This is a genomic window from Enterococcus sp. DIV1411a, from assembly GCF_050531945.1.
Lineage (GTDB): Bacteria > Bacillota > Bacilli > Lactobacillales > Enterococcaceae > Enterococcus_B > Enterococcus_B faecium.
Window position 1 is genome coordinate 2,150,852 of record NZ_CP172892.1, and the last position, 15,866, is coordinate 2,166,717.

10 protein-coding genes are annotated in these 15,866 nt (G+C 39.1%); 2 read left to right on the top strand and 8 right to left on the bottom strand.

All coding sequences use genetic code 11. The features are described from left to right. Nucleotides 1-15: 15 nt before the first annotated feature. The 4 genes from IGJ87_RS10440 to IGJ87_RS10455 all read right to left on the bottom strand — a co-directional run bounded on the left by IGJ87_RS10440 (nucleotide 16) and on the right by IGJ87_RS10455 (nucleotide 8,300). A complete protein-coding gene (locus IGJ87_RS10440) occupies nucleotides 16-3,210 on the bottom strand; it encodes a DEAD/DEAH box helicase (RefSeq protein ID WP_002338641.1) in 3,195 nt (1,064 codons plus the stop codon). Nucleotides 3,211-3,228: 18 nt separating this feature from the next. Beyond that, the gene (locus tag IGJ87_RS10445) at nucleotides 3,229-6,357 is read right to left on the bottom strand and encodes an SbcC/MukB-like Walker B domain-containing protein (protein ID WP_002301654.1); all 3,129 of its coding nucleotides are present in this window, start codon (nucleotides 6,355-6,357) and stop codon (nucleotides 3,229-3,231) included. Between the two features lie 6 nt (nucleotides 6,358-6,363). Continuing rightward, entirely contained in the window at nucleotides 6,364-7,485 is a 1,122-nt protein-coding gene (locus IGJ87_RS10450) for an exonuclease SbcCD subunit D (RefSeq protein WP_002288955.1), read from the bottom strand. 191 nt (nucleotides 7,486-7,676) lie between these two features. After that, nucleotides 7,677-8,300 carry a lysophospholipid acyltransferase family protein gene (locus tag IGJ87_RS10455; protein WP_002288956.1) on the bottom strand — a complete coding sequence of 208 codons (624 nt, stop codon included), beginning with the start codon at nucleotides 8,298-8,300 and terminating at the stop codon, nucleotides 7,677-7,679. 128 nt (nucleotides 8,301-8,428) lie between these two features. On the opposite strand from IGJ87_RS10455, the gene IGJ87_RS10460 reads away from it, so the two are divergent. Further along, the gene (locus IGJ87_RS10460; RefSeq protein ID WP_002301657.1) at nucleotides 8,429-9,163 is read left to right on the top strand and encodes a tRNA1(Val) (adenine(37)-N6)-methyltransferase; all 735 of its coding nucleotides are present in this window, start codon (nucleotides 8,429-8,431) and stop codon (nucleotides 9,161-9,163) included. Next, a complete protein-coding gene (locus tag IGJ87_RS10465) occupies nucleotides 9,153-9,455 on the top strand; it encodes a GIY-YIG nuclease family protein (protein ID WP_002325319.1) in 303 nt (100 codons plus the stop codon). Before IGJ87_RS10460 ends, IGJ87_RS10465 begins: the two co-directional genes overlap by 11 nt. A 56-nt stretch (nucleotides 9,456-9,511) precedes the next feature. On the opposite strand, the gene IGJ87_RS10470 is transcribed toward IGJ87_RS10465, so the two are convergent. The 4 genes from IGJ87_RS10470 to hisS form a co-directional block, all read right to left on the bottom strand. Further along, nucleotides 9,512-11,395: an acyltransferase family protein gene (locus IGJ87_RS10470; protein ID WP_002301277.1), complete on the bottom strand. Its 1,884-nt coding sequence runs from the start codon at nucleotides 11,393-11,395 to the stop codon at nucleotides 9,512-9,514. A 265-nt stretch (nucleotides 11,396-11,660) separates the two neighbouring features. Continuing rightward, complete coding sequence (locus tag IGJ87_RS10475) at nucleotides 11,661-12,536, bottom strand: YitT family protein (protein WP_002293644.1); 876 nt, start codon at nucleotides 12,534-12,536, stop codon at nucleotides 11,661-11,663. A gap of 108 nt (nucleotides 12,537-12,644) precedes the next feature. Continuing rightward, a complete protein-coding gene (gene aspS, locus IGJ87_RS10480) occupies nucleotides 12,645-14,414 on the bottom strand; it encodes an aspartate--tRNA ligase (protein WP_002301278.1) in 1,770 nt (589 codons plus the stop codon). A gap of 14 nt (nucleotides 14,415-14,428) precedes the next feature. Further along, complete coding sequence (hisS, locus tag IGJ87_RS10485) at nucleotides 14,429-15,721, bottom strand: histidine--tRNA ligase (RefSeq protein ID WP_002289103.1); 1,293 nt, start codon at nucleotides 15,719-15,721, stop codon at nucleotides 14,429-14,431. Between the last annotated feature and the right edge of the window lie 145 nt (nucleotides 15,722-15,866).

Genomic DNA, 15,866 nt, shown 5'->3' on the forward strand with positions numbered 1-15,866 from the left:
GCTTTTTCGAGTCTCTTACTCCTCGATTTCTCCTACACTTAAAATCATGCGGATGTCTTCTTCAGTCAGTTTCGTCAACTGTTCTTCATTACCTTGGATCACTTTTTGGAACAGTTCGCGTTTTTCTTGCTGGAGTGAATCCATGCGTTCCTCAATCGTTCCTTCAGAGATCATACGCCACACTTCTACCACATTTTTTTGTCCGATCCGATGTGCACGTCCAGCAGCTTGTTCTTCAATGGCAGGATTCCACCAAAGGTCATACAAGATGACCGTATCTGCTCCCGTGAGATTCAATCCAGTTCCCCCAGCCTTTAAGGAAATCAGAAAAACATCTTTTTCGCCAGCATTAAATGCGTCTACCATACTTAACCGATCTTGTGGTTTCGTACTGCCTCTTAAATAAAATGTCGAGATCCCTAGCTCGGCTAACTCTTCTTGCAAGATAGTCAGCATCCCTGTAAATTGAGAAAACAGCAAAACTCTTCGTTTGTTCTCTTTGGCAGCTACCAGTAGATCTTTTACTTGTTCGAGCTTGCCGGAACCGCCTTGGTAATCTTCAATAAACAGACGAGGATCGCAGCAAATTTGTCGCAGTCTTGTCAGACCAGCAAGTATCCCGATCCGGTTTTTCTTGAATGCTTCAGAATCCATTGATGTGATTTCTTCACGCATTTGACGCAAGTAAGCTAAATAAACAGTTTTTTGTTCTTCTGTAAGTGCAGAATATAGATTCATCTCTGTTTTTTCCGGCAAGTCTTTCAACACAGTTTGTTTATCTCGCCGTAAAATAAACGGTCGAATCATTTGCGCAATTTCTTCTGCGGCAAGTTCCCTGAATTTTGTTTTAGTCGGGAAAAATCCTGGCATAATCGTTGCAAACAATGACCACAATTCTTCTAAATTATTCTCGATTGGTGTCCCACTCAGTGCAAACCGCTGAGGTACAGCTAATTCTCTCAATGCTTGTGCAGTTTTCGTACTGCTATTTTTGACCATTTGTGCCTCATCAAGAATCAAATAATCAATTTTTTGCGACTGATAATTAGCTAGATCCTGTCTTAAGCTGGCATAAGAAGTCACTCGGATATCTGTGTCTTTAGCCAGTAATTCTTCACGTTCTTTTTTATTCCCATTGATTACTTGGATACTTAAAGAAGGGGCGAATTTTCTCACCTCTGCCTGCCAGTTGTAAATTAAGCTCGCAGGCGCTACGATCAAAGCAGAGAAGCTTTTCCGTTCTTCTTTTTCCGAAAGTAAAAAGGCAATTGTCTGTAGTGTTTTCCCAAGTCCCATTTCATCGGCTAAAATACCGCCAAACTGATAATGACCTAACATCTTCAACCATCGAAAACCTTGCTTTTGATAATCTCTCATCGTTGCATTCAATCCTTTGGGAAGCTGTGCCTGGTATCTTTCTGGATGAATGAGATCTTGTACCATCGTTTGGAACGATTCACTAAAAGTAGCATTGCTTTTTTCCAATTGATTTTGAATGATCAATCCTTGATTTTTAGGTACATGGATCGTTCCTTCTTCTGTACGTATCGATTCCCGTAATTGTTGCAACACTTGGCTTGTTTGTTGAAATTCTTCTGAATCAAAAGAAAGAACCTGACCATTTTCTAATGTATAAAAAGCATCATTTCTCAGCAAGCTTTGCAGGACATGATCGATTTCTTGCTCCTCTATCCCTGTCACATCGAATCGAATATCGAGCCATGAACCGGTCTCGGTTACTTCGATTTTCGGTTGATGTTTATGCGCATCTAAATACAACTCTCGCAATTTTCTTCCAAGTCTGACTTCACCAAACTGACGGAAGACAGATAGTTCTGTGCGGAAAAAGGCATATAGTTCTTCCCCGCTTGGCAATGGACGTTCATAACCAGTTTCATTTTTCTGGTAGCGATACATTCTGAATAGATCAAGTACTCGTTTCTCTTCTACTGTGTCACGTAACACCTGAAAAGTCTTATCTGTCGAGACCTCATGCTTCGGGTCAGTCGAATAGATGACTTCGCCATAGACGAAATCGACTCGAGCTTGGATTTTTCCTTTTGCTTTTCGGAAAAAGAAAATAAATTCGACGGGGATATCTGCTACTTCCTCTTCTACTGCAGGGGCAATAGCTACGTCACCGATCTCTGAAAGCAGAGGGATAATCTCTTTAAACAAAGACGGTAATTCTTTTTTCTTGAACACTACTTCTGGTTTCTCCAATCGGCGAATCAATTGTTTCCAAGTTTGATAAACCGTTTGTTGATATTTCGTCAGAGAATAAAATGTCCCTTGGATAACTCCCCACTGATAATGCATAAAGAAAAAATCAAAATCATTCAATGCTTGCAGCAAATAATCTTCTCCAAATTTTTCCACTTTGAATGATAAAGGTTTGTTTTGATCGGAAAATTGTATTCCTTGATCGTTTTGTTCATTTATCTGCAGATGCAAACGTGTAGTCTGATTCATCTGCTCTAACAGGAAGCGGGCTTGTTCTACTGGGAGAAGCAGATATCTTTTATCTAGTTTTCCTTTGACTTGTAAGCCGTTCGTACCTAATAATTGATGCGTCTGAGCACTTCCTGCAAGATGCGTGAGTATTTTTTGATCTTCTTTTTGAAACGCCCGTTTATCTAGACGAAACTGGTACTGTTTATTAACAGTGTAAGTTTCTTTTTCTGCGTAAGCTTGTAAAAAATCATAGATGTTTTTTACGATATATGTTTTTTTCGGTGATGCCAATGAACCGATACGCAAGTAAAGTGCCAAAATAGAAAGCTCTGGGTGATACTGATTAGTCTCAATCGTTTCTACTTGGTATTCAATAATCAAAGGTTGCACCGCTTGAGGATTGTTTTGTGTTTTTAGACGAGAAAAACCTTTTGCAATGATTTCTCCCTCACTTGTTGCTTTTACCGGTTCTAGCATTGGCTGGTCTTTTTTCATGATACGAGATAGATTTTTCGACCGTAAATAAAGTTCCACAGCAACTGTATGCTTACAATATTTATGTTCCTCCCAATAAGGACATTGGCAGTAATCTATCTCTTTTGCTGTACCATCCAAATCAACCATATACAATTCACTGCCCAAGACTTCTGCATGCCACACGTTTTCTTCTTGGTCAGGGACAACCGATAACACTCGGCCTTCTTGCAAGTATTGACGTCCACGTGCAATGACTTTTTCTGGAATACTCCATTTCATAGTTACCAATCTCCCTTTTTATCCAAGTTGATAGCGTATTTTGCTTTGTCCGCTACCTTCTGTATCAATTCTTATTTGTTGTAATACTCGTTCTTTCAATTCTCTTACATGACTAATGATGCCGATCATTCTTCCTTCACTTTCGATCGTTTCTAAAGCTTCCATTGCCATTTCCAAAGCTTCTTCATCTAATGACCCAAATCCTTCATCAATAAACAATGCATCGATTGCTACACCACCAGCTTGTGTCTGGATCACATCGGCAAGAGCTAATGCTAAAGAAAGTGCTGCAATAAAACTCTCACCGCCAGACAGGGTATGCGCACTTCGAGACATACCTGCCTGATCATCATAGATATTGATTTCTAATCCGGTTTTCCCTCGATAACTGCCAATGGTATCCGCTAGCTCAAATTGATAACGATTTTTCGTTAAACGTTGGAGATGATCATTTGCTACTTGTAACACTTCTTGAAGATAAACCTGAAGCACATACCGTTCCAAACTAGTCTTCTTAGGATTTTCTCCGTTGAATGTTTGCGAAAGCTGCTGTAATTGCGTAAGCTCATCTAATTTCGTCTGGCTTGTGTGATAAATCGAAAGACATTCATCGTAGATTTTTTGATTACTAATTTTTTGTTCTTGTAAACCGTATATCTTTTCTTGCTTTATTTCGATCATACGTCTTATTTCTTCTAACTGTTGGCTGATCTCTTCTGTATCTGGGAATGTCTCAGTTAGCTGGATATTTTCTAATTGACGCAGCCGGTCAGCTGTCACTAATTGCTCTTCATGATAAGAAGTAACTGTACGTTGGTTTTCTTTATATTGTGCTTGCTGTTGTGCAAATGCACAGATTTCTTCAATTGTTGAAAAATACGACTGGCTTTCTAACTTTTTAGCTATTCTTTCTTGTTCCTTTTCTATTTTTTCATCTATTTTTTCTATTTGTTCATGTTGAAGATCAAGCTGTGTCCGAAGCGTATGAAGATCTTGCAACAATTGCACTCCTGCTTTCTGCTCAACAGCTAGTTGATTCGAGTCTTCTTCTAACTGTTTTTCAAGTCGTCGTATCTCCTCTTCTAAACAGTTACTATCCGTATCTTGCAATTGTTGTTCTAAACTTTTGATTTCTCCTTGCAGTTGCTGGAGCTGATTATTTTTTTCTGTCTGCTGCTGTTTGTAGACAGCTAATTGTTGTTCGAGCTTTTCTGCTTGTTGTCTTATTTCTTCCAGCTCTATTCTTGCATTGGCCATCTTGCTTTTTCGTCTATCTAAAGATTGTTCGATTACTACAAGAGCTGTTTTTGTTTTTTGTTCTGTTATCTCAGGAAATGCCTTTTTCAAAGCCTGTTGCAAGTGTTCTTCTTGTTCAGCCAATTGTATATTCGTTGCCATGATTTTTTGTTCTAAATCTGATAATTGTTGTTGAAGATTATTTTCATGTGCTTCACTTTTGGCAATGATTTGCTGAGTTCTTTCTACAGCAGACTCAGCTTCTGCCAGTTGTTGTTCTACTTTTAAGATATCTTCCTTATTTGGCTGTTCGTGTTTTAATTGTTGTATGGGGTGTTCCGTTGATCCACAAACAAGACATGGCTCCCCTGGACGCAAAAAAAGCTGAAGACGAGCAATTTGCTGCTTTGCCCATTGGCTTTTCAGCTGTTCTGCTTGTTCTGTCTGTTCTTTCAATAGCTGACTATTTTTTGTTATTTCTTCAGTTGCTTTTTTGAGTTCTTCTCTTATCTGTGCGAGCGACCCAGTGTCTTTTGCTTTTTGTTTTTCTATTTCTTGCTGCTTTTCATCTAGATATTTTAACTGTCCAAAAGCAAGACGATCTTCTTGCAGTTTTTCCTGATCCAGTAAATTTTCTTGAAGAATTCGAGTTCTTTCCTGATAGATAGCGAGATTTTGATACAGCTTCTCGGCATTCAATTCTTCTTTATCCAATGAAATTGTTAATTGTTCTGCGTCTTGTTTTTTACTACGTAAGGATTCGACAATTGGCACCATCATCTGTTTGTTTTGCAGTTTTTGAGCAGCTTCTTTGATTTTTGTTTGTCGGCGTACGCGGTTTGCTTCATTTTTTTGCCACTCTTCATAATTCTGCGTAGTCATCGCTAGTTTCTTTGTTTGCTCACTACTTTTTTGTGACAGTTCTATTTTTTCAGCTTTTATTTCTTGTAGGCGCTGGATTGGTTCGACTAATCGTTGCGTAAATTCATAATACCCAATCCATCGTTTCTTTTCCTCTATTTCGTCTTTTTGAGCAGCTAATTCCTTTTGCTTGTTTATTAATATCGTTTTTTCTTCATAACTTTTTTTCAAGCTTTCAAAACGATAGTAGGAATTTTCTAGTTGCTTTTGTTTTTCCTGAAGTTCCGTTAGAGCTTCTTTTTCTTCCGTGATTTGTTTTTCGAGTATTGCCTGATGGTTTGTCCATTGGGCTAAAACGGCTTCAAACCCTGCTGCTGGTTCCTCTTCTTTGACTAAAACAAACCTTTTTTGCAGAAGATGCAGCTCTTGCTCTAAATGATCCAATTTTTGTTGCTGTTGTTTTGCTTTTTCTTTTAATCGCTCATTGAACTGTTGGAAAAATTGAGTACCGAATAAATGACGTAAAACAGTCTCTTTATCACTGCTTGATGAAACCAAAAAATTACGGAATTCTCCTTGGGGTAGTAAAACGATTTGAGAAAACTGTTTCGCATCGAGATTCATCAGTTCTCTGATCAACTGATCTGCTTCTGTACGTTTTGTGATTTGTTTTATTTCTTTTCCTTTCCCATCAAAAATGGTCAACGTTACTTTGGCTGCCTGTTTTTTTGTTCCGTTTCCTTTTCGTTTTGCTAAAACTTGTTCTGGTTTTCGTTCGATTTCATAGCTCATCTGCTGATGTTCAAAAGAAAAAGTCACGCTTGTTTCTTCGTCTGGTGTAGCAAACAAAGAACGCATCTCTTTTCCAGAGCGAAGTCTTCCGGAAGTTTCACCAAAAAGTGCGAAGGTGATCCCATCAAAAATCGTCGTTTTGCCAGCTCCTGTCTTCCCGCTGATCAAAAAAAGCGGTGCTTCTGTCAAACGTGAAAAATCTACGGTCTCATTGATAAAAGGACCAAAATTTTTAAGTTGTAATTTTTTCGGTTTCATTCTTGATCATTCCATTTCCATGATTTCTTGCAACGTTTCTCCGAGCCATTTTTCTTGGTTTGCAGTTAGCTGCTCTTCCGTCATTTCACTAAAAAATGCTTCTGCTAATTTTTGAGGATCTTTCATTTCTAGTACTTTTCGTTTGCGCTTTGTTTGTTCTGCTCGACCGTTTGCCCGTTCAATCCCCAAAATACGAGGATATATTTGCCGAAGCTGGTTCATCATATTCGGGATGATCGTTCTATCAGTGAGATAGATATAGATGTAATTCTCCCGATTGACGGACTGATAAAAGGCAGGATCCAGCAATTCTTTGAAACTCGCTGTTATTTCTTCAATATCATGCAGGGGTTCGATCTCCCTAAAATTCAACTCCAGGCCTGTTGTCAGGTCAACGATCCATACGCCTTTTTTTTGGTTGATCTCAGATAAAGAGAATTTCAATGGGGAACCGCTATAGCGAGCATTATCCTGTCTCAAAGCAGCTTGATTATGCAAATGTCCTAGTGCTACATAATCAAACGGTGTAAGTAGTTCACCAGGGATCGAATCCAACCCGCCTACTTCGATTTTCGTTTCCGAATCAGATTTTACACTTCCCATTACAAAAAAATGGCTAATCAATACTTGTTTTTTTTCTGAATCAAATAGCTCCTGCATTTTATCTATCACCTTGGCTACCGCTTGCTTGATCGTTCGGATATTGTCATCTTCAAAATATAATCTCGCTGCAATTGGTTCAAAGTAAGGAAGAAAGAAAAATTGTACGTTTTTAAACTCGACTGGTTCAAATGCTTCTGCTAGCTGTGTTCGCAAAAAATAGTTCGAATAACTGAACCATGGCGTACCCGCTGAAAGTCTCGTACTGCTATCGTGATTTCCTGATATAGCAAAAATCGGGATCTTCTCCTTTAAATTCCAATCGACCATCAATTCATTGTATAATTCTACGGCATCAACAGCTGGGACACTCCTATCATATAAGTCTCCGGCAATCACGATTGCCTCTACTTTTTCTTCTTTCGCGATATCTAGTATAGAAGATAGTACATGACGCTGGTCTTCAATCAAGTCATAACCTTGTAGTTTTTTTCCGATATGCCAATCGGCTGTATGTAAAAAACGCATTCAATCACCTCAAAAAATGTCCTTCTAATTATTATAACACTTTGATCCATTACATGACACCTGTCTTCTATTTTACATATTGGAACGCAAAAAGAGGGCAGACTTGACGTCTCTCCCTCGTTTTCATTGAAAAAGTCTGAACTGAACAGGACAGTAGATTCAAAAGACCGCCCACGCATAAACTTATCATTTTATTTTTTTTTGACTTCATATTTGAAATCAGGGTTCACTTCTTTGTCCAATTTGTCAAAAGCTGCTTGTGTTCGTCGTTCGATCTCCGCCATACCTTCTTTATCCGTTTTCTTGATATCTGATAAGTCGATTGGTTCACCGAAACGCACTGTCACTCTCTGACGCTTGAACAGATCCCCAAGTGTCAACGGACCTTGATATACAGCTGGCACGATTTTCGCTTTAGACATTCTGGAAATCAATGCCATTCCGCCTTTAAGTTCTGTAGCATGTCTTGTCCCACTGGGAAACATGATCAAACTCAAATTTGTCGATTTCAAAATCTTTACAGGTGTTTTAATGACGCTTGGTCCTGGATTTTCTCTTTTAACTGGAAAAGCATTGGATCGAGTTAATATAAATCGCAGAACTGGATTTTTGAACAGTTCTTCTTTTGCCATAAAGCTGAATTCCTTGGGTGCTGCAGCTACCGCCAGATATAATGGGTCCCACCAAGTACGATGGGGAGCAACTAGTATGTAATTCTCATCTTGCGGTAAAACTTCTTTATTCTCATAGCGGGCATTTCCATTAACTAAGGCTAATAGTACTCGAACTACCCCGCGCATAAATCGATAAAACATAGTCTCTTCCTTTCCCTTCTTATGGTCATAGTATGCATAAAAAATAGAGGTTTGACAAGCCACCTTGGTTCTTTTTAATAAAAATAGTATAATACAGACGACTATTTTTTTCATTTTGGAGGGAATCCATGCTTCACGAAGACGAACGAATCGACCAATTATACGCAGAAGATATCAAGATTATCCAAAGTTCCAAAGTGTTTTCTTTTTCTTTAGATGCTGTGCTGCTTGCTCACTTTTCCCGTGTACCTAAAAAAGGGAAGATTGTTGACCTTTGTGCAGGAAATGGCGCAGTTGGACTTTTTTTAAGTAAACGAACCCAGGCGGCTATCGACGCTATCGAACTTCAACCTCGTCTAGCAGACATGGCAAGACGTAGTATCGCGCTTAACCATTTAAATGAACAAATGACTGTCCACACCATCGATCTGAAAGACAGCTTATCTGTCGTTCGACATAATTCTTGTGACTTAGTCGTCTGTAATCCACCTTATTTCAAAGGGCTGCCAACAAATAAAACGAACCCTAATAAACACCTGGCAATCGCCCGTCATGAGATTCATACGACGTTAGAAGAAGTGATCGATATTTCAAGTAAGCTACTAAAAACAAATGGACGCTTTACTATGGTCCATCGTCCTGATCGGTTCTTAGAAATCATTCAGGTCATGGAAGACTATCGAATTGCACCTAAAAGGATCCAATTTGTTTACCCAAAACCTGGAAAAGAGGCAAATATTTTGTTAGTTGAAGGAATCAAAGAAGGCAAATTAGACGGATTCAAAGTCGCTCCACCATTGATCACTTACAATATGGATGGAGAATACACTGTAGAGATTCGTGAGATGCTCTATGGCAAATGAACATTATTTTTACGTATTATTCTGTAAAGATCAGACATTTTATGGTGGATATACAACCGATCTTTCTAGACGATTAGAGGAACATAACAATGGTACTGGTGCTAAATATACTCGTCTTCAAAAAAGAAGACCTGTTAAGATGATCCATGCAGAAGTATTTTCTTCAAGAAGCGAAGCAACAAAAGCAGAAGCTGCATTCAAAAAACTCACCCGAAAACAAAAAGAACGTTATTTACAGACACACTCAACCGTTTTGCTTCCTGAATCTATAGGAATGTTAAAAACACGATAAATATAAAAAAACTTCAGGCAAAAACAAATGTTTTTGCCTGAAGTTTTTTGTAGCTATCATTCTGTCACGTTTGTCTCACTGCTGTTCGTACTTGAACTTCCTCCTAGCAAGGCTTCGCTGACTAAGTGAATGTAATGTGTCATCCCTTCAGGATTTGGATGGACTTGATCATCATAAAACCAGTCACTATGGTCATTACTGTAGCTGTACCAATCAATCAGCGTCATATTGTCGTATTTTTTCGTCATCTGTTCAAGCATCGCATTCACGTCATTTTGCCAGCGCTTCGTCGGTACTCGGACATTGACCCAGTATACTTTTCGATCACCGATTGCATCCATCACACTATCAAACTGAGCTTCCGAGAATGAGCCATTCGTTCCTAGTCCAATCAGAACAGTGTCTTTCAACAAATCTTGCTCCTTTAATTTTTCAATGTACGGTACACTGGCATATAATTGTCGTCCGACATCTCCATCTACCACTACTTTTGGATAAAGTTCTTGTAGATCCGTTGCAGCATCCAACATAACTGAATCACCAAATGCCGTTAGTTCTAATTTTTGTGCCTTATTCCCTTGTGCCTTGGACAACTCGTACTTATCAAGGATCGCTTGGTCAACCGAACTAGTGGTGTTTTCTGAATTGTTTCTGGTTTCTTCTGCTAGTTTTTTACTTTCAGCGATTTTTGCCTGCAGTTGTTTTTGATCGGCTGTTACAGCGTTTTTCGGTGCCGTAACGAAACCAACGAGTGCAATTGCTACAAGTAATGTGCCTGGAACAACCCATGGTTTGCTCTTACTGATGATCGGTTTGCTGAACCATCCTTTCATCACTTGGAATGTACGACCATAATCAAAACGTGCTAGCGGACGCTCCACATATCGATAAGAAAGTTCACTGATGATTAGAATCAATGTGATTTCCACTAAAGTATGCAACAAAACATGATCGGCAATATCAGTCACCTTTGCTTCATAAAAAATCATAACTGGAAACTGATACAGATAAATGCCATAGCTTCGTTTGCCAATCCAAGTAAATACTGGATTTGTCAGCCATCGATTCAAACTTGCTCCAGGGTGTGCTGTCACTGCAACTAGCACTACACATAACAGACTCACTAGGAGCATTCCTCCGTAATAGATGAAATTGTAATGATCATCTAAAAAGAAGAAACAAAGAATCAGTGCCAAAAGTGAGATTCCTCCAGCGATATTCAGAATATTTTTCGCTTGTTTCGGGATGTTTTTCTTTAAACGCGTACTTGGCCATACAAACGCAAGCGCACTTCCCAACCATATAGAAAACAGACGAGTGTCGGTACCGTAATAAACACGGGTTGGATCGCCTCCTGGTGTATACAAGATCATCATCAAGATGGCGGAGAGGAAGGATGTACCTAACACAGTATAAAAGATCCATTTTCTTTTACGAACAAATACCATCAACAATACAAATAAGATCGGCCAAACCAAATAGTTTTGACCTTCTACTGCTAAAGACCAGATATGCGTAAACGGTGACTCATTAGCAAATCGATCGAAATAAGATAAACCGTTATTGATTTGCCACCAGTTGTTGACATACAGTAAGCTGCTGACCACAACTCCTCGAAGATTGTTTAACAGCCCTCGCTGAAACAAAGTAATATAAGCCGAAGCTGTCACAAGCATAAAAACAAGTGCCGGATAGAGTCTCTTCATTCTTCTGACATAAAATTGCCAAATATTGATTTTTCCATTTTGTTCCCATTCCTGCCGCAGCAGATCCGTGATCAAATAACCAGATACGACGAAAAAAATCGGAACGCCCAAATAGCCGCCTTTCATACTAGTTGGCAGAAGGTGATATAAGATAACACCCACCACAGCTAATGAACGGAGCCCATCAAACCCAGTGATGTAGCGGCTGTTTTTTAACCTTTTTTGTTTTTCCATTCAATATTCCAACTTTTCATAAACTTTTTTCATTCGTAATATACGGGTATTAAGTGAAAATAGCAAGTAGAATCGTGTCCTTTCTCTACTATTTTTTTCTATCATCCCATAAATTTAAAAAAATAAACATGCTTTTTTTCAACTTTAAGAAAATTTCAAATAAAAAAGCAGTTTTTCTTTGCTGATTCTACTATGGTAGAAAAAAACTGCAGACAAACGAACGTCTGTCTACAGCAGTATTTCATGAATTTTTGTCAAACTCGATCTAAATGCCATCCTCATAGAAACGACCAAGTATCTGGACGTTTTCTGCAATACTTACAAAAGCTTGTGGATCAGAAGCTTTCATTGCTTCTCTAAGTAGAGGCAGTTCGTATCGTGTAACGATCGTCATCAATACTGTCTGCTTATCATGCTTATAAGCACCTTCTGCTTCATTGATGATCGTGATCCCTCTACGCATACAGTTTTGGATTTCATTTACTACTTTTTCTGGATGTTTCGTTACGATCATTACCTGCATCTTCTTTTGTTTTGTATAAACGACATCAGTTACTTTTCCACTGACGAAAATAGACAACGTACTGTAAAACATATATTGCCAGCCAAATAGAATTCCGGCAACAAAAACGATCAATGCATTGAAGTAGATCGAAATAGAACCAATCGACTTTCCTGTTTTTTTACGAATCGTGATACTCACGATATCTAGACCGCCCGATGATAGGCCGTTTCTCAACGCTAGCCCAATACCTAGTCCCATCACAGCCCCCCCAAACAACGCACAGATGATTGGATCGGTAGATAGGACTGTTTCCGGTAAAATATGGATACAAAGGGAGGTCAAAGTGACTGTGATAAAAGTGAAAATTGTAAACTTCTTCCCGATTTTTAACCACGCCAATACAAACAAAGGTATATTCAGTAAATACAAAGTTGTTGATACCGGTACTTCGAATCCTATCAGTGATTTTGACAAAGTCGTCAAAATCTGAGCTAGACCAGTAATACCACTTGAATAAATATGTCCTGGCTGATAAAAGAAATTCAATGCGACTGATGCGATCAACGCATAAACGATAGATACCGAAAGCTTGGTCGTGTAATCATGATAAGCCCAATTTTCGAATGTTTTTTTCATGGAAAAGCCCCGCTTTATATGTTATGGCTTCATTATAAAGTGTTTTTCAATTAAATCAAGGTTGTCAAAAGAAGCGTATTCGACAAATCCTTTTTACCTTTTTATCGGCTATTCTTCTATATTCGTTACATCAATATTCAATTCGAACAATTGTAAAGGCGAAACCATACTTGGTGCATCACTCATCACATCGGCTGCTTTTCCGTTTTTAGGAAAGGCAATGACTTCACGAATATTATCTTCTCCGGCTAATAACATTGCAAAACGGTCCAATCCTAATGCAATACCGCCATGTGGAGGGAATCCGTAATCTAAAGCTGTTAACAAGAAACCAAATTGTTCTTCCATTTGTTCTTTTGTAAAGCCTAGAGTTTCTAGTACTTTTTCTTGAAGCTCACGAGTATGAATACGGATAGAACCTCCGCCTAGTTCATAACCGTTCAAGACGATATCATAAGCTTCTGCATAGACTTTTGCAGGGTCTTCAGCCAATAACGGGATATCTTCTTCTTTTGGCATCGTGAATGGATGGTGAGCAGAGACATATCGACCTTCTTCTTCTGAAAATTCAAATTGTGGCCAATCAGTTACCCATAAGAAATTGAATTTCGATTCATCAATTAGTCCTAATTCTTTTCCTAAACGTGTCCGGATAGCACCTAATGCAGCAGCGACGATTTCACTTTTATCTGCGCCAAACATCAGCAAGTCACCTGGTTTTGCATCTGTTGCTTTAATGATTGCTTCTGTTGCTTCTCCCATGAATTTAGCAATTGGACCTTTCAATCCGTCTTCTTCTACTTTCAGCCATGCAAGCCCCTTAGCTCCGAATTGTCCTACATATTGACCTAACTGATCCATGTCTTTTCGTGAGTAGCGATCTGCAGCGCCTTTAGCATTCAATGCTTTCACGACACCGCCGTTTTCAAGAGCCATTTGGAAGACTTTGAATTCTACTTCTTTGACTGTATCGCTTAGATCGATCAATTCCATGTCAAAACGTGTATCCGGTTTGTCGCTGCCGTAGCGAGCTATTGCTTCATCATAGGTCATACGAGGAAATGGCAATGTGACTTCGATACCGCGAACTTCTTTCATTACCTTCGCAATCAATCCCTCTGTGTAAGTTTGGATTTCTTCTGCTGTTAAGAACGTTGTTTCAATATCTACTTGCGTAAATTCAGGCTGACGGTCTCCACGTAAATCTTCATCGCGGAAACAACGAACGATTTGATAATAACGGTCGAATCCAGCATTCATCAGCAATTGTTTAAACAATTGAGGAGATTGCGGCAACGCATAGAAATGTCCAGCATGGACACGTGAAGGAACTAGGTAGTCTCTTGCGCCTTCTGGTGTAGATTTCCCTAGGTAAGGTGTTTCGATATCGAGAAAGTCATTATCATCTAAATAATGACGAATCGCTTTTGTTGTCGCATTTCTTAATTTGATGTTTTTAGTCATTTTTGGACGACGCAGATCCAAATAACGATATTTCAAACGTATTTCGTCACTGATTGCTTGATCATCTTCAATTTGAAATGGCGGGGTTTTTGCTTGATTCAAAATCACGATTTCACTTGCAATCACTTCGAATTCACCAGTGGCCATTTTAGGATTTACTGCATTTTCTCCGCGTCTTCTAACTTCCCCAGTCACTTCGATCACGTATTCACTGCGACATTTATCCGCGATTTCCCATGCTTCTTTGTTGATTTCAGGATTAAAGACGATTTGAACGATTCCTTCACGATCACGTAGGTCGATAAAGATTACTCCCCCAAGGTCTCGTCTTTTTTGTACCCATCCTTTTAATGTAACTGTTTGTTCTAATTGTTGTTCGGAAACTAATCCGCAATAGATCGTTCTTTGTGCCATTTATTTTTTTCCTCCTACTCGAATAAAGTCATTTCATCATAGACTTCATCAAAATGTTCATATATCTCTTCTAATGGAAAACTTTTTTCTTTTCGGCTTGCCATTGCTTTGACATTAATCGTTTGACTAGCAAGCTCATCTTCACCGATCACCAATACTAATTTGGCATTCGCTTTATCTGCTGTCTTAAATTGCGCTTTTGCTTTACGGTTCATGAAGTCGCGGTCAGCTGAAAAACCAAAGTTTCGAATCGCTTGGACCACTTTCAATGCTTCGATATTTGTTTCGTCTCCGAGTGCGACCACGTAAGCATCCAACTCATTAAATGCAGGGATAACTACTTCCTCTGCCTCCATAGTCAAGAGTAATCGCTCGATACCCATTGCAAATCCGAAGCCAGGTGTTGAAGGACCACCTAGTTCTTCCACTAGATTGTCATAACGTCCGCCTGCGCAAATCGTTGCTTGTGCCCCCATTTTTGGTGCGTCACTCATGATTTCAAAAATCGTATGTGTGTAATAATCTAGTCCGCGAACCATATTACTGTCGATTTCATAAGGAACAGCCAATGCATCCAGCATGGAAACAACGGTATCAAAATGTTTTTGAGCAGGCTCGCTTAGATAATCTAAGATAGATGGAGCTTCTGCCACAAATTTTTGATCTCGTTTGTCTTTACTGTCCAATACGCGTAATGGATTTTCATGAAGGCGGCGTTTAGAGTCTTCACTCAGCTCTGATTCAAAAGGTAAAAGATAGTCGATCAATGCTTGACGATAGGCTTGACGCGTTTCTTTATCACCTAATGAATTGATGACTAGCCGGATTTGCGTGATCCCCAACTGTTTGAAGAAATCAAGTGCCATCACCATGCTCTCCACATCAGTTGCAGGGTTTTCTGATCCAAATGCTTCTACTCCGATTTGATGGAATTGACGTAACCGTCCTTTTTGAGGGCGTTCGTAGCGAAACATTGGTCCCATATAAAAAGTTTTGAACGGTTTCGCATACTCTGGGCCGAACAATTTATGCTCAACAAAAGAACGAACGATTGGTGCTGTACCTTCTGGTCGAAGCGTCACATGGCGTTCCCCTTTGTCATAAAAATCATACATCTCTTTTGAAACGATATCCGTTGTATCCCCTACACTTCGGGATATCACTTCATAGTGTTCAAAAATCGGTGTACGCATTTCATTATACTGATAATCTCTGAATAATAAACGTGCTGTTTCTTCGACAAACTGCCATTTTTCTGATTCGCCTGGCAAAATATCATTTGTTCCTTTTGGTCTTTGGAAACTCATAGTTTTCTCTCCCTTTCTTAGCTATGTAAATAAAAAAATCACCCTTGTTCATCATGAACAAGGGTGAATGAAATTCATACACGGTACCACCTAATTTTGAAAGATTTCTCTTTCCTCTTACGAATAACGCTCGTACGCGGGACGG

Bases quoted from the DNA above. Each gene is read 5' to 3' on its own strand.
- IGJ87_RS10440 (WP_002338641.1), bottom strand. From the start codon at position 3,210: ATGAAATGGAGTATTCCAGAAAAAGTCATTGCACGTGGACGTCAATAC.
- IGJ87_RS10445 (WP_002301654.1), bottom strand. From the start codon at position 6,357: ATGAAACCGAAAAAATTACAACTTAAAAATTTTGGTCCTTTTATCAAT.
- IGJ87_RS10450 (WP_002288955.1), bottom strand. From the start codon at position 7,485: ATGCGTTTTTTACATACAGCCGATTGGCATATCGGAAAAAAACTACAA.
- IGJ87_RS10455 (WP_002288956.1), bottom strand. From the start codon at position 8,300: ATGTTTTATCGATTTATGCGCGGGGTAGTTCGAGTACTATTAGCCTTA.
- IGJ87_RS10460 (WP_002301657.1), top strand. From the start codon at position 8,429: ATGCTTCACGAAGACGAACGAATCGACCAATTATACGCAGAAGATATC.
- IGJ87_RS10465 (WP_002325319.1), top strand. From the start codon at position 9,153: ATGGCAAATGAACATTATTTTTACGTATTATTCTGTAAAGATCAGACA.
- IGJ87_RS10470 (WP_002301277.1), bottom strand. From the start codon at position 11,395: ATGGAAAAACAAAAAAGGTTAAAAAACAGCCGCTACATCACTGGGTTT.
- IGJ87_RS10475 (WP_002293644.1), bottom strand. From the start codon at position 12,536: ATGAAAAAAACATTCGAAAATTGGGCTTATCATGATTACACGACCAAG.
- aspS (WP_002301278.1), bottom strand. From the start codon at position 14,414: ATGGCACAAAGAACGATCTATTGCGGATTAGTTTCCGAACAACAATTA.
- hisS (WP_002289103.1), bottom strand. From the start codon at position 15,721: ATGAGTTTCCAAAGACCAAAAGGAACAAATGATATTTTGCCAGGCGAA.